Raw genomic sequence first — 19,004 nt, 5'->3', positions numbered from 1 at the left:
TGGCGGTCGCTGCGCGGCCGGCGCCGATCGTCGCCCCTTCACCGGCCGCGCCGGTGCCGGCTGCGGCGGCAGCGGCGCGGTTGCCGATGACTTCCGACAGGCTTCCCGGCGCTGTCGAGGATTCGGAAACGCGCTCGGTCGTGGAGTCCGTGGACTCCTTCGTCGTAGTCGAGGAGGTCCGATCCGGGCTGGAGGGTTGGCCGTAACGCTCGGTAGCTTCGGTCATGTTCTGCGCCCCGATGTGCTTGCCGACGTCAACGGAAGGACCGGTCGTACCACCGAATGCCATCGGAATGATCGGGGCGAACTTCATCAGCAGCAACGGCGAGAGCGCGGCCATCAGCAGCCCGATAATCGCCACCATGAGCGACACCATCGATTGCAGACCGAAGTTGTTGCCGAACGCGCTGAGCTGGTTCGCCGTCATCGAAAAAGCCAAGCCCAGCAGCAAGAACAGCAGCGGGTGAGCGGCGAGAATACCTATCCACAGGGCGGCGATCTTTAAGCCGAAGGAGCGCTTGTTCTTGTCGATGATCCACACCAGCCCGAGCGGTAGCAGCACCCCGGTGAAGTAGAGCGTCACCAGTTGCACCAACAGCATGAGCAGCACCAGGAAGAGGGCGAGGATCATGCAGACCATCAAGATGACGCCCATAACGATCCCGCCGGTGATGCCGACTGGATCGGCCTGCTCAATCATGGAGCTGAACTGCCCAGTGACGGTAGTCGCCGTGCCGGTCAGGCCAGCTGCGACGAAGACGTCCGTCAGGGAGTGGAAGAAGTTGATCAGCATGATCCCAAACATCGGACCGAACATGGCCCCAACTAGAAACGTTCCAAAGTAGAGGCCGACAGACTCAACCAGGTCGCGGCCGGCCTGGGCGCCGCGCGCCGTTCGCACGGCCTGCGGGATCAGCAGCAGCACAGCGACGAAAATCGCCGTAGCAAAGCTAATCTTGTAGGCGTTAATGAACCAGTCCGCTGTCAGATCCGGAAGCGTCGCACTGGTCAACGCCGGCATGATGTCCCGACTCATCCCCTCCGCCGTGTCGCGGAGCATCTTGAAGGTGTTACCCCACGGGTCCGACCAGTAAGACACCACTCCGGCGGCACCGTTGATTGCATTACCTATGCCGCCCACGAGATCTCCGAAAAATCCTGGGTCATCGCCGGGCGTGGTCGCCATGCCTAGCATCGTCAGCACCCGCTCGTGAAGGGTTCACCGATCGAAAACAAGTCCTCCGTCGTGCGTGTCCCTTCAGACTTCGCAAATTTCCACTCGCCGTTTTCCCACCGGACGGTCACGGTAATCGATCCTTTCAACGTTGGGCTCATGGCCCCTTGTATGACGAGCCCCGTGCCGATCGTGGCGACGACTTCGTCGTTCGACGCCGATTCGATGTGCCACACACCAGGAATGGTCGACAGGTAGTATTTCGTCGCGTCCGGCACGAGCCCGCCTGAGACGTTCGGATTGTTCGCGAAAAACTTTCGCAAATCCTTCGTCGGAACATCAGTGGCGAGAGCGCTTGCCGCGACAGTGTCTGCATCGTCTGACGACGGGTAGGGGTACTGGTGTAGCCACCGTACGAAGGTGGCGGCGTACTCGACGGCCCCGCTGCTCGTGTGCGATGCGGCTTTCTGGGCGGCGAGGACCATGGCGGCGTCTCGTGTTTCGCCGCCGAGGCATCCGGTCGGCTCCGCATCGACCGGTGTGGTGCTCGGCGACGGCGTGCTGCTCGCTCTCGGCGTTGTCGGCTCGGGTGGGGGTGTGGCGGTGTCGCGTTGGCTGCCGAAGTAGACGGCGCCAGCGATGATGAGGGCGCCGATGAGGATGGCGGCGCCGACGATCCAGGGCCACGTGCGGCGGGTGGGTGGTGCGGTCGCTTGCACGAGTGCTCCTATCCGAAGACGGCGAGGATGGCGCCGACGATCACGGCGAGGGCGGCGAGCACCCCGAGGGAGATCCCGGCCCACATGGCTTGGTTGCGGGCGGTTTTGTATTCGTTGGGATTGCCGCCGCTGGAGGCGCTGGCCATTTTGATGATCCCGATGATTAGGAACACTATCGCCAGGATGATGCCGATCCCCCACACTCCGGCGAGGAGCTTCTGCCAGAGCAGGGTGAATTCCGCCCCGAAGATGGTGAAGTCCGGCAGGATGCCGTCGAGCGGATTGTCGATCGTGCGCACCACGGTGCCCACGAGGGTCTGCAGGGATTCTACGAGCATGACGGTTCGCCTTTCGCTGCTATCGGACGGTAGCTTGCAGGGTACGTACGACGCCCCCGGCCGCTGCGGCGAACGCCCGCCGCGTCTGTGGGGCGAGATGCCCGAGGGTGATTTGACCGCGTTCGGCGATGTGTGGGTCGTAGGGGATGGTGAAGATCTGCTCGACGCCAGCGTCGGCGATGATCTGGTCGACGCGGTCGACGACCTGCCGGTTCTCCGGCCGCCCATCGGTGAGCCGGAGAATCGTGGCGTGTTCTGCCAAGCTCGCTGCCTTGCCGCCGGCCGACCGCAGTACATCGAGCAGCGCGACCGCTTCCAACACTGCGTCCCCGGCGTTGAACACCGGGATCACCAACGCATCGGCGGTATCGACGGCGCCCTGGAACGCTGAGGAGGAGGGCTGGTTGCCGCTGTCCATGACGCGGATGCCGTAGTACTGATCGACGACCGCCGCGACGACCACCACATCCTGGTGGGTGAGGCGCGGCCGGCGACGGACGGTGCCGATCACGGACGCGAACGAGGTTTGCGGGGCGGTGTAGCCGGCGGGCTGCCCGGCGCTACTGATCGTGTCGACGTCGCGGACGAGTTCTCCCATGCCGCGGGCAGGGTTCCCCTCCGCTCGGAACGACAGTGCGCCGGGGTCGTCGGAGACCTCGAGGATGCACACCGATCCGCCGCGTGCGGCGGCAAGGACTCCGCCGACGATGATCGCCGACGGCGTCTTCCCGACGCCGCCCTTCTGATTGGCGACCAACACGCTCACCGCACGGGTCCATGTTGCCTGCCGAATCGTTTCCTCATCCCGCCGCAGCGCTTCGGTCTGTTCGCGCTCGGCCAGCTCCGCCGGCCCCGGCGTCATCGAAAACCCAAGTCGGGAAAGCACGCCTCGCAGGCCGCGCTGCGCACCCTGCGTTTGCGGGGCTGTGGAGAGCAGCCCGAGGTCGTGATGGGAACCGCCAAACAGATCGGCCAGAGCCGGCTCAGACGGGATTCCTGCCGGCCGCTGCGGCGTCGCGGTGGACGGTGCAGCAGTCTCGTCGACGGCCAGCTGTTCTGGGAGCGGTGCGACCGGGCGTTCGGGGGTGGGGGCATCCGCTTCGATGTAGCCCTGGGCGCGTGAGGCGCCGCGAAACGCGGTACTCACGGGTGGGTCAGTGTGCTGGTTCGTGGTCGGTGTTGTTGCCTGATTCTGACTGGACACAAGCAAATTTCCCTCTCTAGGACTCCATACGGTGCTCGTCAATCACCACAACGACACAGCGATTGGAATCAGTCATGGGGCTGGCCGGGCGTCGGCGGATTGTGGCAACAGCCGGGCATATTCCTGCCAGCCATGCTGTCCTATCCGTTCGAGCGGATCGGGTGTGCACCGTCACGATTCCCTTTCTGTGCGGCGTCGTTGCCGTCTAAGTCGAGAGTAATGCTCACCTCTGACATTGGTGGTGACACACCCCCGGAAGACAAAAAATACCTTCAAAAATCTCGTCCACAACAACATCCAGTGCGCTTGGTTGTTCAACCTTTGTGCCTGCGGGCGGTGATCGCCGGACTGCGCAAGGACCTATGTGGAAGCGGCTTGCGCCGCTGCGAACCTCATATTTTGAGCCGCATCCGCGGCCTGTTTTTCAAGGGCTTGTTTGACCTTTCCGGCCGGTCATCGTAGCTCGCTTCGCGCTTGCGTTCCCAGATTCTCAGACGCGGTCGTACGCTCCCTTATTTCGCCTGAGATTCTGGGCACTACAGCTCTCCCGCTCGCTATCGATTTCTCTCGCCGGAAGGCAAACAAAATATTCGGTCCGGGAGAGGGAGCCACCATCATGACCATCGCTGCGGTTATCGACACCATCAGCACCGGAAGCAGACCCATCAGCCACGACACCATCGCACGCACCGCCTGGGCCACCATCGCCGAACCCGGCGACCCCCACGTTTGCGCACTCATCGCACGGTATGGGGCCGAAGCAGCCCTAACCGCCCTACTCAGCCTCAACGGCGATACTGCGGCCAGCCAAGACGGGACCCTCGCGCAACTGCGAGCATCAGTTTTGCCTCGGTACTCGGTTGACCGGGTCGTCGACACGATCCGCCTCACCGTCACAGGCGGGTGCGAGCTGCTCACGCCATTACACCCGAACTGGCCGGCCTCCGTTGCCGATCTCGGAGAGACAAGCCCGTTTGCGCTCTGGGTACGCGGGGACGCTTCCCTTCTGAGCGCGCCGAGCGTGTCGCTGACGGGCACGCAGTTCGCGACTCCGTACGGCAGGCACGTATGTGTGGACCTGGCCTCCGGTCTAATCGAGCGCGGCTGGACGATTGCCTCCGGCGCCGCTCGCGGCATCGACACCGCCGTCCTCGCCACCGGTCGGGCATTCGCCGGCCGCAACGTGGTTGTTCTCCCCATGGGCATGGACGACACCTGCCCTGCGGAAAACGCGCAGCTGGTCGACGCAGTCGCGACGCGCGGTGTCGTCGTGAGTGAGATACCACCGGGACAAACGCCCTCGGCATGGCGGTTCCAACGTGGCAACCGACTCCTCGCGGCGCTCACAACCAAGACCGTCATTGTCGAAGCGGAGTACGAGTCCGGGGACCTGAACACAGCGGTGACCGCCCTTGAGCTTGGCCGGCCGTGCGGCGCCGTGCGCGGGTTGACTTCGACCGTGTCCAATGCGGGATGCGACCGGCTCATCCGTCACTACGGCGCCCAACTTGTCGCCACCACTGACGACGCCGACCGACTCTGACCTGGCGGGAGCGCCGCCCGCATCGGTCAGGCGGCGCTCCCGGATTCATCCGTCTCGACGACGTCGAGCCGCACGACTTCCGCGTCACGACCACCCTCGACATCAGCCGGCACCAACACCGGCGTGACTGGAACGGATACTGGTGTCTGCAGTTGCCGGTTGGGCAGTGCTCGGAACGGAGCGATCGCGCCGCCCTGCACGATCCAGAACGCTCCGTCCGCCGCTTCGCGCACGTCTTGCGGCGGTATGACGTAGGTGTGTTGGGCGCGGGCGCTGCCAAGCTCCTCACCGGTGGCGCGGCCGGCGGATTCCATCCGCATCACCGTCCCGGCATACTTCACCACATCTTCCGGGTCTTTGGACCGGCCAAAGATCAGCGCCGCACCACTGGTGAGTGCACGGCGACGGCGGACCTCATCATTCGACAGACCGGCCGGGCTCTGCGTCGCGAGGACCAGTCCGACGCCGGCGCTGCGCGCCGTCTCAAACAGGCTCCCCGCGGTATCACCCGGGTCCTGCGACCCTGTCACCAGCTGGGGGAACTCGTCAACGATAACGACCACCGGGGACTTATCGCGCCGCTCCAACCGGGTGGCGAGAAAATTCCGCAAGTCCAGCAGGAGCAGATCACCCAGCCGCGCCTGAGCATCGTCGACCGGCGACAACGGAATAACCGTCACGTCAGCTTTCGGCGCGTCGTAAGACCAGCCGTCCTGGCCAATCCAGCGTTGCATCGGCCGCAGCGCCACAAGCAGGCTCTGCAACGCCCGTGCTCCCGCGGTCGACCCGTCGCGCTCCACACGCTTGTTAATCAGCGGCAGGTCGTCTGTGTCGTCGACGAACCGGGCCGGGTAGGTCAGCCGCTCGCGCAGGTCATCGATGCTGCACAGCGGAGACCTACCTTGCACCATTTGCAGCACCCCACGAATCTCATCGAGATAATGCTGGTTCGCGCCGTCAGGGACAGGCATCAGCCGCATCAGCTTCGCCGTGATCTGGTCGCCGGTGCCGTTAAAGAGGTTCCACGTACCGCCGGTTGTCGCGGTGCGGCCGTAGGTCTGCGCCACGGCGACCAGGTTCTCGGCGTCAGCCGGGTCACCTTTCGCGTCTATGACGAACACGGGCCACCCGTATTCCAATGCACACAACACAAGACCATTGATCAGGACGGTTTTGCCGCTGCCGGACTCAGCGATGATCAGTGCCCGCACCGACGATGCCGTCGGCGGCAGCACCAGATACTTGCCGGTGGCATCGACCCAGTCGCGCACGCGGCGCATGTCATAGAAGCGGTCAGCGAGGGTCCGAACCGTCACCCGGCTCGTCACCCCGAACGCCTGCCGCTGATCTCCCACGGCCAGCGGCACGGTGACCGCTTGGCGAGTAGTTCCGACGATGCGGCCCGTCTCGGCCTCGAGGCGCACTCCGATGCGGCGGGCCACGCTGCTGTCGGCAGCACGCTTACGTGCGGTCTCAATCTTCTCCTGCCGCACCACGTTCGATACTCGCCGGGACCGCACCTGCTCGGCGATCTTCCGCCGCCGCAACGACCACGCCGCCGGCAGCAACAGCACCCCGGCAAAGAAATTCGCCACCGCCCACGGTCCAAACATCGGCCAGAGCTGCGTCCACCACTCAGCGCCGTCAAAGAACTCGGTCGCCGCCCCCGAGCGGATCCAGTCCGCCAGCAGGATTGCCTCCCACGTGAGGAGCGCGGCTACGAGGAGGATGCCGACGGTATTGACCGTCCACTGCCACCGCCACACCACCCAAAACCGGGTCTTCGTCGCGATAACGTCGCCGGCAATCCGGCTCACCACAACCGGCACGACCAGAGGCAACGCAATCAACACCATGACGACCGCGAACGCGGCGCCAAGCAGCCGCGCGATCGTGTCGCTGGTGGCGTCCGTCTCTACCGGAGCGGCCGTGTCGCTCATGCGTGGACCTGCGTGGATTCGCCCCACCCGCTGCTGCTTTCGAGCTCGACCACGAGGGCGGCTCGTCCGTGTGCGGTCGCGTACGCGCCGGCGCCCAGGTCGGCGCCGGTCCAGTACCCGCGTGCGTCGAGGGAGTGTTGGGAAACGAAACGGGGTCGTTCGGTGCGGACCAGGTGCTTGTCAGCCTCCCGTGTTACTGCCCGATCAGCGTCTGCCGTGCAGAAATACGCCACCCGATCAATCCCCTCATGCGCCAAGCGATACGCGTGGCTTTGACAAATCGACTGATACCGCTGCCACGTCTTCGGCGTCAACTCCACCTCCACCAACTCGACAACCCCGTCACGCTCGGCGACCCCATCGGCCTGATGCTCGCGCACGCTGTTCGGTTTGCGATCCCGCCGCCACGTGAACCCCTGCGCCAAATAGCGCGCCGATACCGTCGCGACCGCTACCTCGTGCCGCGTCGTCTGCCGAAACAGATTCGGCGCCGGCTTCCCAATCGCCAGATACGTGGCCCACACTATCGACCCGTCCCGATACGCAACCCGGCCCCGGTCGAGCAATCCAGTCCCGATCATCCGCGCGGCCCACTGCTGCGCCCGACGCAATGACACCGGTTCACCGGCACCAGACAGGGCGCCCAACGCCCACCGCACGGCGTCCATATCGGCGAGCCGAACAACGTCCAACCACGCCAAAAGTGCCTCGTCGCGCTCCGTCACCTGCACCATCACTCAGCCTCCGAACTGACAACGTTTCAGCTTTCCACCACGATTCTGCACCCAGCCACCGACACAGCCCCGCATGCCACACCGCACATCGTCGACTTCAACTCATCGACCTCACCGCTTCTGCTCGTCGTTTTCCTTACCTGATTGCTTCCTGCTTTCTGCCGTCGACTTCCACATTTTCTGCCGGCTTTCCCTGGCTTTTCCTGTCACTTTTTTCACTTCTTCTCTGTCTTCTCTTCTTGTTCTCCCTCTTTTTTCTTTTCAGTTTTTTTCTTTTTTGTTTTTGTACTTCTGTTTTTTTCTTCTACTTTTTTCTTCTCTTTCCCTGTCCCACCACCACCCCTTTACTTCCCAACCTCCTACACACTGAGGGACGATGGGTGTGGGAGGTTGGGAAGCGAGCGCAGCGAGGGGGCGGCGGTGGGACAGGGAAAGAGACCCCGCACCTATTCGTTTACCTATTCGCTGCCGGTGCATAGGTAAACGAATACCCACGCAGGCTTGTGGCGCCCTCCGTACGACCAAATTCGTGACGGACGACGTGGTATCTGCGACCGATCTTTGGCCCCTCTGCTGCTCATCTAGCAGCCGCCCGCACTGAACCTGCTCCGCCGGACGAAGCCGAAATGGGGGCCCGAATATCGATGGCATCCCGTGACGTTGCACCCGCGGAAGCGTCGACGCGAGCGACCAAATCTTGTCGGCTCTATGTCGTTTCAGCCGTCGAGCCGTGGGCAACTCGATGTGCGATCACGGGCCGTTCCGTCGCCGGAGTCAGCTCGTTACGACAAGCGCGGGAATCGTTCCACGCTGTCGAACCAGCGGACGACGCTGTTGGCGTTGTGGGCTTGCAGGAGGGCATCTTCGACGATGCCGGCGAATTGGGCGGCATCGCGAAGGCCGAGTTCAGCCCGAGCGACTCCGGGTGCGCAGCCAGCGCCGCAGCCGTCTTCGCCGTTGTACTCGACGCCGTCGACGACATTGCTGTGCCAATTGGCGAGCTGGTCGTATACCTGGCCGAGGGAGCGCTGGGTGGCGGTCAGGCATCCGAGCAGCAGGTACGAGTCGTAGGGCCGGTCGATCGCCCGAGTCGCGTGCGCCAGGCTGCGTGCGATGTCGGCCAGCTCGTTCGCCCGGCTGATCAGCTCGCTGTCGTAGTCGTTCATGGTGGTACTCCTTTCATGCGATTGTGAGGGTGGGTCGCGAGTGCGACCCACCCGGGATGGCTATTCGCTGTCGGGCTTGGAGTTGCGCCGCACGGTTGCGACGGCACGGTTGAGGTCGGGGCCGATGTTGTCGGCGTCGATGACTCGTCCGTATTGCCGGGCCTGGTCGTCGCCCCAGCTGTCAGTGTGCTCGCGGCCGACGACGATGACGGGGTCACCCTTGTGCAGGGTGGCGGCGACGTTCTGGCCGAGTTCGAACTTGGCTTCCACGAAATGTGTCGTGGCGGGGTCGTGAGCGAGCCATTTGCCACCGCGGTACTCGCCGGTGTTTTCGATGACGCGCAGCTTGGTGATTTGGATGCTGCCGGCAGTAACGACTTCGGGGTCGAGAGCCAGGTTGCCAATGATGGTGCGTGTGGTCATGAGTGTTCTCCTTCGATGGGTGATGCGTTGACGTGCGGTGGGTGTCGTTGGCCTTGGGTTCTTCGACCAACTGTTTTTTGTGCCTTCCGGCGAGAGAAATCGATAGCGAGCCTGAGCGGCGATAGTGCCCTGAATCTCAGGCGAATTGAGGGAGCATGCGACCGCGTCTGAGATTCAGGGAACGGTTGGCGCGCAGCGAACTACGATGACCTGCCGGACAGGTCACAAATTGTGTTTTACGTGGCGTCACATCGAGCCGATTTCGGCTGCGATCGAAGGCTAGTTGCACGGCGTTTTTGGCGAGTTATCCACAGGCGTTTCGCGCGCGCGTGTACTGGTTAAGTTTTGATTGGTCCTGTTAATACTGTTAAGGGGGCCGCCTACCGGCCCCCTATAGGGCCAGATCTGGCCCCCTGAGGGGGTTAGAAATCGGCCCCCTGAGGGGGCCGCTCAGCGGCCCCTTGGCCGCCGCGTCGCGCGAGCCAAATAACGTTCGATTCGTGCCGTCTCGCAGCGCCCGGTCTGGTGCTATCGACGTGCAGAATGAACTCAGCGGTTTGGCCCCGGCCGCCGGACCGGACCCGTTCTACGGCGCCCTGGGTGACGAGTTCTGCGACGGCGCGTTTGACGGCGTGGGCTGCTGCCTCGGACCCGTTTGTCGGGACCACGTAGCCCAGGGCGATCGCAGAGGATTCTCGGGTGGCGTAGTAGTGTCTTGGCGGCTGGCCGGCAGGGTTGTCACCGTCGTCCCAGCATTCCAGCGCCATGTGCAGCAGCAGTCTTGCGGCCGAGTGGCCCAGGCCCAGGCGTGCAGCCAGCAGAACGGCAGCCTTAGCGGCGTAAAGGCCCACGGTGGTCTCACCCACCGGGGAGAGGGCGAGGCGTTGCGAGATGGGGAAATTTCAGTAGTCTGGTCATAGATCAGATCCTTCGCAGGTGCTCGATCTGTGCCCCGGGTTGCACCCCGGGGCTTTTTCATGGGCGAACCCTCGGCCACTCGTTTCGCGGGCGACGGTTCAGGCCAGATCACCGGCCCAGGAGCGCGGTCTGGCCCGTCTGGGTTTGCGCGCTCGCCTCGACCCAGGCGATGACCTCGGACCGCTTGTAGAGCACCTTCTTCGGGGTCGGCTTGTAGAACCGCGGCCCGCGGCCCATGTAGCGCAGCTGGGCGAGCGCGCCGACGGGCAGGCCGGTCAGTTCGGCGACGTGTACGGGGAGGATGAATTCTTCGTCCATGATTGTCTCCATGTCTTGACAGATTTCGCAGGTCGGAATCTGTTGCTGACACAGTAGAACGAATTGCAACGGTTGACAAGTGTTTAAGCTGTAATATGTCGACGTGACAAATTTTCTGGCGCAGTCGGGGATCGGCAACCGCATCCATGCCATCCGCAAGCAGCACGGCATCCGCTCAGCGAAGGACCTGGCCGACATGATCCCGGGAAACAACGTCACCGAATCGATCCTGCAAAACATCGAAGCGGGCCGTAAACAGGACCTCTCCGTCAGCCAACTCCTGAACATCGCCAAAGCCCTCCGCGTCACACCGATCTTCCTGCTCACGCCCATCGCCCGGCCCTGGGCCGAACTCGACATCGTCAACCTCAGCCCCAGCTTTGACGGCATGACGGTCGCCGAGTTCGACGCCTGGATCTCCGGCGCAGAACACGGCGCCTACCGATGGAGCACCAACGACGAACGCACCGAACGCACCCAACTGCAAGCGATGCGAGAACTACTCGCGCAGACCCAGGAGCGAAAACGCCTGACGACCAACCTCGCGATCGAACGAACCCTGGACGCCGCAGCCGGCGAGATCGCCACGGCCCACGAGTGGGACACCACCGAGGAACGCCTCGGCGAATCCAGCCGGCGCATCGCGCAGCTCACGTCCTACCTCGCCTCAGCCGGCTGGGACCTCGACGGCTGGGCCGACTAAACACAATGCCGGTCACAGCGCGCCGTGCCGCACTGCAACTCTTTACAACGAGAACGGTCAAGAGAGAATTCGAGGAGGTTTTCCATGGGGAGGCCACGCGTGCCCGTGACGAGTCACGGCGCAATCAACGTGTCGGAGATCACGCCTGGAACGTGGCGGGCGCGCACACGCTATCGATTTGACGATGGAACCCTCCGTCAAATTGAACGATTTGCGCCGACGAAAGCGCGGGCCCAAACGTCACTTCTGTTTGCCCTCACCTCGGTACGCACATCATCGGTGAGCGCGGTAAAACGGGAAACGTCACTCTCGGAACTGGCCGATCGTTTTCTCCTTACAAAAGCAGACCGAGCACCGCGCACAATTGACACATATCGGCAAACTATCGAGCATCACATCAAGCCGAAAATTGGGTCACTCTCGGTGTCCGAGGCCACAACGGAGCGCCTGGGCCGATTCATCAGTGAGGTCATTGAGAAGCACGGCCCTGGCGCGGCTAAATCCTGTCGAGCTGTGCTCTCCGGGATGATGGGCGTGGCGGCGCGCTCCGACGCGGTTCAAGTCAATCCTGTGCGGGAAATCGACAATATCGCTCGTCTCCGACAGGGCGCCACCGCCATCCCACTCCCTGAATTGCCGCGTTTGCTTTCCGCCGTACGCGCGGACGCTCGCCTTAACCAGCTCGATGCCGCGGACGTGATTTTATTCCTCGCCGGCACGGGTTGCCGGCTGGGAGAAGTCTTGGCCATCCGTTGGTCCGCACTCGATCTGAATGCCGGCACTGTGGCAATCAACGCCAACGTGATCCGTGCACGTGGTCAAGGTGTTCGCCTGCAGGACCACACGAAGACGAAGGCCGGCGTGCGTACGATTGCGATCCCAAAGTCACTCGTCGACCTGCTCCGCGACCGGCAAGCGAAGTTCAAGATTCGGAACGACCATGATCTAGTCTTTCCGACCATGCGTGGCAATATTCGAGATCCTCGCAATACTTCGCGCGACTGGCGAATGGCTCGCGACCGGATCGGTTATCCGACGGTCACGACCCACAGCTTCCGCAAGACAGTAGCAACCGCTCTGGACCAGTCAGGATTGAGCGCTAGAGAAATTGCGGAATACCTCGGACATGCGAACCCATCCCTGACCCAGGACGTCTACATGGCAAAGAACACGGGTGGTATCCGTGCTGCCGAAACGATGAACTCGCTGCTGTCGACAATGTGAATCTGCGGGGTTTCCGCGGGGTCGAAGAAGTGAGCATTCGAGACATCTGCGCGTACTATTTCTCACCTCTCGATGGACCCCTGGCGGGACGAGAAAACGAGTGAAAAGAAGGCCCTGGAAACGATGAAATGTCGAGTACACCCGATTTCAATCTGCGGGGTTTATGCGGGGTTGGCCCGAAATCGGCGAAAAAATACCCCGGACTTCCGCAGAAATCCGGGGTTTTTGTAGCGGGAGCGGGAATTGAACCCGCGACACCACGATTATGAGCCGTGTGCTCTAACCAACTGAGCTACCCCGCCGCGACTTGTCGGCTGTTCGCTTCCAAGCCTGAGCCCCCTGTGGGAATCGGACCCACTACCTCTTCCTTACCAAGGAAGTGCTCTACCAATGAGCTAAGGGGGCAGAGCAACCAAAAAACAGTAGCAATGCCGCGTTTTTGGCAACCTAGAAACTTTATCACCCCAGCAAGGCGATCGAGACCACTTAGCCCACACCGAGCATCCACTACCGATGCCGTAGCATTTAAATATGACTGGCACCAAACTGACTTCCGGCACCGAATGGTGGCGCACGGCCGTTATCTATCAGATCTACCCGCGGTCCTTCGCCGACGCAAACGGTGACGGCATGGGCGACCTCGCCGGCATCAGCTCGCGATTGCCCCAACTCCAAGAGCTTGGCATCGACGCCATCTGGCTCTCTCCCTTCTATACGTCGCCGCAACGCGACGCCGGCTACGACGTCTCCGACTACTGCGACGTCGACCCGCTGTTCGGCACCCTGGACGACTTCGAGGTGCTGCAGCGCACCGCCCACGACCTGGGCATTCGCGTCATCGTCGACATCGTGCCGAACCACTCCTCGAGCGACCACGGCTGGTTTCAGGCGGCCCTCGCCGCCGGCCCGGGCAGCGCAGAGCGCGCCCGTTACACCTTTCGCGATGGCAAGGGCGAGAACGGCGACCTGCCGCCGAACAACTGGGAGTCCGTCTTCGGCGGCCTCGCCTGGACCCGCACGACCGACCCCGACGGCACCCCCGGCCAGTGGTACCTGCACCTGTTCGACACCAGCCAGCCCGACTTCGACTGGGACAGCGAATGGGTGCGCGAACAGTTTCGCGCGGTGCTGCGCTTCTGGCTCGACCGCGGCGTCGATGGTTTTCGAGTGGATGTCGCGCACGGCATGATCAAGGCTCCCGGCCTCCCCGATTACACGCCACCCGCCGAGGGCGGCAGCATGGGCGGCGCCCCGGCCACCCTCGAGCCCGGCATCAGCGCCGAATCGCCCATGACCGCGCCCTACTGGGCGCAGGACGGCGTGCACGAGATCTACCGCGACTGGCACAAGGTGCTCGCCGCCTACCCCGGCGACCGCGTCCTCGCGGCCGAAGCCTGGGTCGACCCGCTGAGCCAGATGGCCAAGTGGGTGCGCCCGGACGAGATGCACCAGGCCTTCAACTTCGCCTACCTTGAGACGCCTTGGAACGCAGCAAAGCTCAGGAGCGTCATCGACGAGTCGATCGAAGCCTTCGGCAACGTGGGAGCCCCGAGCACCTGGGTGCTCTCGAACCACGACGTGGTGCGGCACGCTTCCCGGCTCGCCCTCACCGGCGAGAACCTGCAGGGGCACGGCATTGGGCCCAAGACCGTTGGACTGCCGGACACTGCGGTGGGGCTGCAACGCGCGCGGGCAGCATCCGCTTTGATGCTGTCACTGCCGGGCTCGAGCTACCTCTACCAGGGCGAGGAACTCGGGCTGCCCGAGGCCGTCGACCTGCCCGACCACGCCCGCGAAGACCCCACCTGGTTTCGCACCAACGGTGAGCGGTACGGGCGAGACGGATGCCGCGTGCCGATTCCGTGGGAAGGTGCGAGCGCGTCGTTCGGCTTCAGCACCGGCGCGAAGAGCTGGCTGCCACAACCGGCAGAGTGGGCCGGACTGGCCCGCGACCAACAAAACGGTGTAGCCGGATCCACCCTCGAGCTGTATAAGCACGCGCTGAACCTGCGCCGGGAGCACTCCCTCGCCTCCGGCACGGTGGAATGGATCGACGGCTTCGGGCCGGACGTAGTGGCCTACCGCAACGGCGCCGTGACGATCGTGGCGAACACGGGCGCGGCATCCGTTCAACTGCCCGCCGGCGACGTGCTGCTCGCGAGCGAAGACCTCGTCGGCCGCACCCTGCCCGGTGACGCGACCGCCTGGTTGCGCGCTGTAACAGCATGACCGACGCGCTCGACCAGCCAGACGATGCTGCAAACACCGCGCTGGGGACCATCGCCGCCATGCGCGAGCTCAAGCTCGAACTGACCCGATTCATGATGTCCTACAAGTTCGCGACCGACGAAATGCTGACCAAGATCAACATTTTGAAGGAAGAATTCAGCTCGATTCACGACTACAGCCCGATCGAGCATGTCAGCTCGCGGCTCAAGTCGCCGGAGGGCATTCTCAAGAAGGCCATCCGCAAGGGACATCCGCTCGAGCTCGACGGTATTCGTGACAATATCCAGGACATTGCGGGAATTCGCATCACCTGCAGCTTCATCTCCGACACTTATCGCATTCGCGACCTGCTCGCCGGGCAACGGGATGTCACGGTGCTGCAGGAGAAGGACTACATCCGGGAGCCGAAGGCGAACGGCTACCAGAGCCTGCACCTGATCGTGGCGATTCCAGTGTTCATGTCGGACCGGGTGCAGCCGGTCACGGTCGAGATTCAAATTCGCACGATTGCGATGGACTTCTGGGCCAGCCTCGAGCACAAGATCTTCTACAAGTACAATGGCGCCGTGCCCGACACACTCGTCGAGGACCTGCGGCAGGCAGCGGATGCCGCCAATCGCCTTGACGTGCAGATGGAGTTGCTGCACGACCAGGTCGTGGCGCGGGGGCCCGCTGCCGATGACGTCGACCTGTTCAGCTTCGACGGCCTGCCGCCGTTTCCGCTGCCAAAGGGCCTGCTCGAGTCTTTCATGCGCGGGCGCACGGAACCGGAATAGCTAGTTAGTGTTGGCGTAAAGCCACTCGAGGGGGTCGATCTTGGTGCCGTCCTTGCCGCCGATTCGGATGTCCAGGTGGAGGTGCGGGCCGGTCGACATGCCTGTGCTGCCAGTCTTGCCGATGACCTGGCCGACCTTGACCAGGTCGCCCTCCTTGAACAGCATCGATCCGTGAATCATATGCGCGTAAACGGTCGTGACGAGCTCGCCGTTAATCATGTGGTCGATCATCATGTGCACGCCGAGGCTGGCTTCGCCGTCTTCGGCGTAGCTGACCACGCCGTCGGCGATAGCCTGAATCGGCGCACCGATACCCGGGTTAAAGTCCTGGCCGCCGTGGTTAGCGGAGCATCCGGCGCAATTGCGCGGGCCGAAGCGGTCGCCGATGTGCACACCGACGGCAAACGGCCACTGAATGGTTCCGTTCGGGTTGTTGGTAAAGGTATCTTCCAAACGGATGCCGCTGGCCGCGGCCACCTCGGCGATCGAGCTTGACTCATACCCGTCACGTTCGACGGTGAGAATGTCGCCGTCGGCCAGGTCCATGCTCTGAGTGTCTTCGGCCGGCAGAACGCGCTGGGCTTGAAGAGCTGAGGCCTGCACGTCCTGCGCCGAGAGCAGCGCCTCAGCCGGAAGGGACGTGGCGACGGCCATCAGGGCGACGAAGGACATCGCGAGGATCGACGCACCCTTGGCGGCGCGCTTGCGCATGCTGCTGCCGAGCGGGCGCGACGGGGCCGCGCGACGCGGCAGCGTGCCGGCCGGAACGAAATCGCGGGCTGGCGCGAAGGACTCCCCCGCCGGCTGCTCGGTGCGCTGGCGGCGGCGAGGCCGAGCGCCGGCCGCGGGAATTACGGTCGGAATCGACTGGGTGGCACCGAGAACCAGCAACTTTTCGTAGTCGGTGGGCTCGGCATCGGCGACCGCGACGGCCGCGACGATGCGGTCGGTCTCGGTCACAACGGGCGGTTCGAGGTCGGGTTCGGTCAGGTCCGCAGCGACGATCAAATCGGCGGCAGGGCTGAGCCGCAGGACCTCTGCGACGTTTTCGTCGACCGGCGCTGCGGGGGCGAATGCCACGCGCTCGCGCTCCCGCAACTGACGCCGGGTCAGGGCCGCAGGTTCCACGCGGGGAAAGACAGCGTCGTCACTCTCGCTGGACACGGAAGTATCCAAGGATGGAGTGTGACGTGACAAAGTGCAGCTTTCAGCGAGGCGGACGGGAACTGGTGCTCGTACTGGACAACGCCAAACAACGACTGGCCAATATAACGAATTGATTAAGGATAACGCGCAAACCTGAGAATAGCAGAGGACGCGACGGATCACACCCCGATTTGGGCAAGTGGGTAAAGAGTCAAGCTTCCTGCACGGGAGCCGGAAAACGGTCGAATAGCTCTGCCAGCACGGGTTCGAACTGACCGTAGAGGCGGGGAGCAGCGGCGATGAGCAGGTCGCGACCCTCGGCATCCGCTTGCAGAGCGCCGACCCGGGCACCAGCCTCGCGTACTATCAGGGCGCCGGCGGCGTGATCCCAAGGGTTGAGTCCGCATTCGAAATAGAGGTCGAGCCGCCCGCAGGCGACCGAACACAGGTCGAGTGCGGCCGACCCGATGCGACGGATGTCCCGCACCTGGCCGATGAGACCGCCAACGACGTTCGCCTGCCACACCCGCCACGCCGCCTCGTAGCCGAAGCCCGTGCCGGCCAGGGCGAGCGAGAGCGGAACGTCCTGGTTCACGTGCAGGCGCTGGTCGCCGAGCCAGGCTCCCGACCCTTCGGAAGCCGTGAACACCTCGCCGAGGGCCGGGTTGACGACCGCGCCGGCGAGGGTGTTCCAACTGGCCGGATCGGGATCGCCCTGCACCACGGCGATGCTGACGGCGTAGAACGGGATGCCGTAGAGGTAGTTGACGGTACCGTCGATGGGGTCGACCACCCAAGTGAGCCCGGTCGTGCCGTCGGTCGCGTCGGATTCTTCGCCGTAGAACCCGTCGTTCGGGCGAGCGTCGGCGAGCAATGCACGAATGTGCCGCTCGACCTCACGGTCGGCCGCGGTGACGATGTCTTCCGGCGAGGACTTCGACGCGGCGATCTCGACCCCCTCGGCGCGGCGCCGGTGGGCGAGCGCGCCCGCGGTGAGGGCGATGGTGCGTGCGAGGTCCAGCAGCTCGGTCGGGGCAGGATACGTCATGCCCCCACGCTACAGGTGGCTGTGTTAACGAGAACAGGCAGGCCTTGAGGCCTGCCTGTTCTGCTCGTGGCGAGTGCGAGGTTCGAACTCACGAAGGCTACGCCGTCTGATTTACAGTCAGATCCCTTTGGCCGCTTGGGTAACTCGCCAGGCGCTCCCGACCAGGTGTAATCACTTGACCGGAGACGCGGGGTTAACAATACAAGACGAAACGCCTCACCGAGAAATCAGCACGTTTGACAAGGCGGGCGTCTACCCGGCGGGCGGCCCAACCATACCGGCCGGCGGGGTGCGCAGCTCGGTCGACGTGTCGCCGCCGAGGCCCGCGAGTCCGCTCTCGGTCTCGGTCTCGGAGCTGGCGATGGCGGCATTCAGATCGGCCAGAATCACCGTGTCACCGATGTCGATTCCCGACCTGATCTCGGTCAGTTCGGAACCGACCGCACCCACCGTCACCTCGGTACTCATCGAAACGCCATTCTCGAGCAGATCGACGGTGTAAATCGCATCGGCTAGGTGCACGGCCGAAGTCGGCACGGTAAACACCTCGTCGAGGCTCGCCACCGCAACGGCGACCGCGGCCGAGCCGCCGTTCAACAGGGCGCGGTCGGTGCTCTCCAGCGCAATCTGCACCGTGTAGGACGGCGTTGACGACGATGACACGTTCAGGATTCCGATCGAGCTGACCATTCCGGACAACTCGTCGTCAACGCTCGCGACATCGACGGCTGCGCTTTGGCCGACGACGACCCCGGCGATGTCGGGGAGCGAGACGGTCGTGCTCACCACGAAACCGTCCTCACCGATGATGGTGATCACGGCACTGGACGATGACGCCGTGACGCTGTCACCGACCGCCAGGGCGACAGCCGCGACGGTACCGGCGATCGGGCTGGTCAACGCCGCCAGCGTCAGATTGCGCTCAGCGATCGCCAGCTCCGCAACGGCCGCGTCGATCTCGGCCTGGTCGGCCACAATGGTTTCGGCCGAGGCGACCGTTGCGGCCGCAGCGCCACCCGCGGTGGTGCTCGGCACTTCGGCAGCGGATGTCGCAGCCGCGCTGGTCGCCGACGCGGCGCTTGATCCGCTGCTCGCGCTGGTGCTCGGAACCGTGGCGGCGGCACTCCCCGTCGATCCGGACTTCGCCGTGCCGGCTACCGCTTTCTGTAGCGCGCTGACGGACTGGTTGAGGTCATCGACGAGCGTGAGCACGCCAACTTGAGCCTCGTTGGTCGCGGTCTGGCCGGCGAGCACGGCGGTGATGGCGCTCTGGCAGTCAGCGAGGGCGAGCTTCGCGGCCGCAAGCTTCTCGGCTGCGGTCAGGGGGGTAGCGGCGGTCGTGCCGGTGGTCGCATCTGCAGTCGTGTCGGCGGTCGTGTCGGCGGTCGTGTCGGCGGTCGT

General features: G+C 63.9%; 18 protein-coding genes and 3 tRNA genes. 6 read left to right on the top strand and 15 right to left on the bottom strand.

Going from position 1 to position 19,004, the window contains the following annotated elements; translation table 11 throughout:
* From CXY80_RS01720 to CXY80_RS01705, 4 genes are all read right to left on the bottom strand, one after another.
* Positions 1 to 1,186 (bottom strand): hypothetical protein (locus CXY80_RS01720; protein ID WP_104131366.1); only part of this gene is annotated, 1,186 nt, incomplete at its 3' end.
* 11 nt (positions 1,187 to 1,197) lie between these two features.
* Positions 1,198 to 1,893, bottom strand: a complete 696-nt coding sequence (locus CXY80_RS01715) for a hypothetical protein (protein ID WP_104131365.1) — start codon at positions 1,891 to 1,893, stop codon at positions 1,198 to 1,200.
* Between the two features lie 8 nt (positions 1,894 to 1,901).
* Positions 1,902 to 2,231 (bottom strand): pilin, encoded by a 330-nt coding sequence (locus tag CXY80_RS01710; protein ID WP_233194800.1) that lies wholly within the window; start codon positions 2,229 to 2,231, stop codon positions 1,902 to 1,904.
* Positions 2,232 to 2,250: 19 nt separating this feature from the next.
* Complete coding sequence (locus CXY80_RS01705) at positions 2,251 to 3,378, bottom strand: hypothetical protein (RefSeq protein ID WP_104131364.1); 1,128 nt, start codon at positions 3,376 to 3,378, stop codon at positions 2,251 to 2,253.
* A 276-nt stretch (positions 3,379 to 3,654) separates the two neighbouring features.
* Here CXY80_RS01705 and CXY80_RS19025 point away from each other — a divergent pair, with 276 nt between their 5' ends.
* Positions 3,655 to 3,897 (top strand): hypothetical protein, encoded by a 243-nt coding sequence (locus CXY80_RS19025; protein ID WP_146070632.1) that lies wholly within the window; start codon positions 3,655 to 3,657, stop codon positions 3,895 to 3,897.
* A 154-nt stretch (positions 3,898 to 4,051) separates the two neighbouring features.
* Complete coding sequence (locus CXY80_RS01700; protein WP_104131363.1) at positions 4,052 to 4,978, top strand: DNA-processing protein DprA; 927 nt, start codon at positions 4,052 to 4,054, stop codon at positions 4,976 to 4,978.
* Between the two features lie 26 nt (positions 4,979 to 5,004).
* Here the strand turns inward: CXY80_RS01700 and CXY80_RS01695 are convergent, their stop codons facing one another.
* The 5 genes from CXY80_RS01695 to CXY80_RS01665 all read right to left on the bottom strand — a co-directional run bounded on the left by CXY80_RS01695 (position 5,005) and on the right by CXY80_RS01665 (position 10,477).
* Positions 5,005 to 6,918, bottom strand: a complete 1,914-nt coding sequence (locus CXY80_RS01695) for a hypothetical protein (protein ID WP_104131362.1) — start codon at positions 6,916 to 6,918, stop codon at positions 5,005 to 5,007.
* Positions 6,915 to 7,655 carry a hypothetical protein gene (locus CXY80_RS01690; protein ID WP_146070631.1) on the bottom strand — a complete coding sequence of 247 codons (741 nt, stop codon included), beginning with the start codon at positions 7,653 to 7,655 and terminating at the stop codon, positions 6,915 to 6,917. The genes CXY80_RS01695 and CXY80_RS01690 overlap by 4 nt, the downstream gene beginning before the upstream one ends.
* A 779-nt stretch (positions 7,656 to 8,434) precedes the next feature.
* Positions 8,435 to 8,818, bottom strand: a complete 384-nt coding sequence (locus CXY80_RS01680) for a hypothetical protein (RefSeq protein WP_104131359.1) — start codon at positions 8,816 to 8,818, stop codon at positions 8,435 to 8,437.
* Between the two features lie 60 nt (positions 8,819 to 8,878).
* The gene (locus tag CXY80_RS01675) at positions 8,879 to 9,241 is read right to left on the bottom strand and encodes a single-stranded DNA-binding protein (protein WP_104131358.1); all 363 of its coding nucleotides are present in this window, start codon (positions 9,239 to 9,241) and stop codon (positions 8,879 to 8,881) included.
* Between the two features lie 1,026 nt (positions 9,242 to 10,267).
* The gene (locus tag CXY80_RS01665) at positions 10,268 to 10,477 is read right to left on the bottom strand and encodes an AlpA family transcriptional regulator (RefSeq protein WP_104131369.1); all 210 of its coding nucleotides are present in this window, start codon (positions 10,475 to 10,477) and stop codon (positions 10,268 to 10,270) included.
* A gap of 103 nt (positions 10,478 to 10,580) precedes the next feature.
* On the opposite strand from CXY80_RS01665, the gene CXY80_RS01660 reads away from it, so the two are divergent.
* Both CXY80_RS01660 and xerC read left to right on the top strand, forming a co-directional pair.
* Positions 10,581 to 11,180 carry a helix-turn-helix domain-containing protein gene (locus CXY80_RS01660; RefSeq protein ID WP_104131356.1) on the top strand — a complete coding sequence of 200 codons (600 nt, stop codon included), beginning with the start codon at positions 10,581 to 10,583 and terminating at the stop codon, positions 11,178 to 11,180.
* A gap of 129 nt (positions 11,181 to 11,309) precedes the next feature.
* Positions 11,310 to 12,404 carry a tyrosine recombinase XerC gene (gene xerC, locus CXY80_RS01655; RefSeq protein WP_158251521.1) on the top strand — a complete coding sequence of 365 codons (1,095 nt, stop codon included), beginning with the start codon at positions 11,310 to 11,312 and terminating at the stop codon, positions 12,402 to 12,404.
* 228 nt (positions 12,405 to 12,632) lie between these two features.
* Here the strand turns inward: xerC and CXY80_RS01650 are convergent.
* Both CXY80_RS01650 and CXY80_RS01645 read right to left on the bottom strand, forming a co-directional pair.
* A tRNA-Met gene (locus CXY80_RS01650) sits at positions 12,633 to 12,706 on the bottom strand.
* 31 nt (positions 12,707 to 12,737) lie between these two features.
* Positions 12,738 to 12,809, bottom strand: a tRNA-Thr gene (locus tag CXY80_RS01645).
* A gap of 126 nt (positions 12,810 to 12,935) precedes the next feature.
* Between CXY80_RS01645 and CXY80_RS01640 the strand changes: the two genes are divergently transcribed.
* Positions 12,936 to 14,633 (top strand): glycoside hydrolase family 13 protein, encoded by a 1,698-nt coding sequence (locus CXY80_RS01640; protein ID WP_104131354.1) that lies wholly within the window; start codon positions 12,936 to 12,938, stop codon positions 14,631 to 14,633.
* On the top strand, positions 14,630 to 15,409 hold the full coding sequence (locus CXY80_RS01635; RefSeq protein ID WP_199182205.1) for a GTP pyrophosphokinase family protein: 780 nt from the start codon (positions 14,630 to 14,632) through the stop codon (positions 15,407 to 15,409). The genes CXY80_RS01640 and CXY80_RS01635 overlap by 4 nt, the downstream gene beginning before the upstream one ends.
* On the opposite strand, the gene CXY80_RS20505 is transcribed toward CXY80_RS01635, so the two are convergent.
* From CXY80_RS20505 to CXY80_RS01615, 4 genes are all read right to left on the bottom strand, one after another.
* Positions 15,410 to 16,585 (bottom strand): M23 family metallopeptidase, encoded by a 1,176-nt coding sequence (locus CXY80_RS20505; protein ID WP_146070630.1) that lies wholly within the window; start codon positions 16,583 to 16,585, stop codon positions 15,410 to 15,412.
* Positions 16,586 to 16,766: 181 nt separating this feature from the next.
* On the bottom strand, positions 16,767 to 17,603 hold the full coding sequence (locus CXY80_RS01625) for an inositol monophosphatase family protein (protein ID WP_104131353.1): 837 nt from the start codon (positions 17,601 to 17,603) through the stop codon (positions 16,767 to 16,769).
* A gap of 67 nt (positions 17,604 to 17,670) precedes the next feature.
* Positions 17,671 to 17,752, bottom strand: a tRNA-Tyr gene (locus CXY80_RS01620).
* Positions 17,753 to 17,855: 103 nt separating this feature from the next.
* Positions 17,856 to 19,004 (bottom strand): efflux RND transporter periplasmic adaptor subunit (locus CXY80_RS01615; protein ID WP_146070629.1); only part of this gene is annotated, 1,149 nt, incomplete at its 5' end.

It is taken from the genome of Cryobacterium sp. M91, from assembly GCF_002929615.1.
Taxonomy (GTDB): domain Bacteria; phylum Actinomycetota; class Actinomycetes; order Actinomycetales; family Microbacteriaceae; genus Cryobacterium; species Cryobacterium levicorallinum.
This window is presented reverse-complemented; position numbering and strand designations above follow the sequence as displayed.

Bases quoted from the DNA above. Each gene is read 5' to 3' on its own strand.
- CXY80_RS01710 (WP_233194800.1), bottom strand. From the start codon at position 2,231: ATGCTCGTAGAATCCCTGCAGACCCTCGTGGGCACCGTGGTGCGCACG.
- CXY80_RS19025 (WP_146070632.1), top strand. From the start codon at position 3,655: ATGCTCACCTCTGACATTGGTGGTGACACACCCCCGGAAGACAAAAAA.
- CXY80_RS01700 (WP_104131363.1), top strand. From the start codon at position 4,052: ATGACCATCGCTGCGGTTATCGACACCATCAGCACCGGAAGCAGACCC.
- CXY80_RS01695 (WP_104131362.1), bottom strand. From the start codon at position 6,918: ATGAGCGACACGGCCGCTCCGGTAGAGACGGACGCCACCAGCGACACG.
- CXY80_RS01680 (WP_104131359.1), bottom strand. From the start codon at position 8,818: ATGAACGACTACGACAGCGAGCTGATCAGCCGGGCGAACGAGCTGGCC.
- CXY80_RS01675 (WP_104131358.1), bottom strand. From the start codon at position 9,241: ATGACCACACGCACCATCATTGGCAACCTGGCTCTCGACCCCGAAGTC.
- CXY80_RS01665 (WP_104131369.1), bottom strand. From the start codon at position 10,477: ATGGACGAAGAATTCATCCTCCCCGTACACGTCGCCGAACTGACCGGC.
- CXY80_RS01640 (WP_104131354.1), top strand. From the start codon at position 12,936: ATGACTGGCACCAAACTGACTTCCGGCACCGAATGGTGGCGCACGGCC.
- CXY80_RS01635 (WP_199182205.1), top strand. From the start codon at position 14,630: ATGACCGACGCGCTCGACCAGCCAGACGATGCTGCAAACACCGCGCTG.
- CXY80_RS01625 (WP_104131353.1), bottom strand. From the start codon at position 17,603: ATGACGTATCCTGCCCCGACCGAGCTGCTGGACCTCGCACGCACCATC.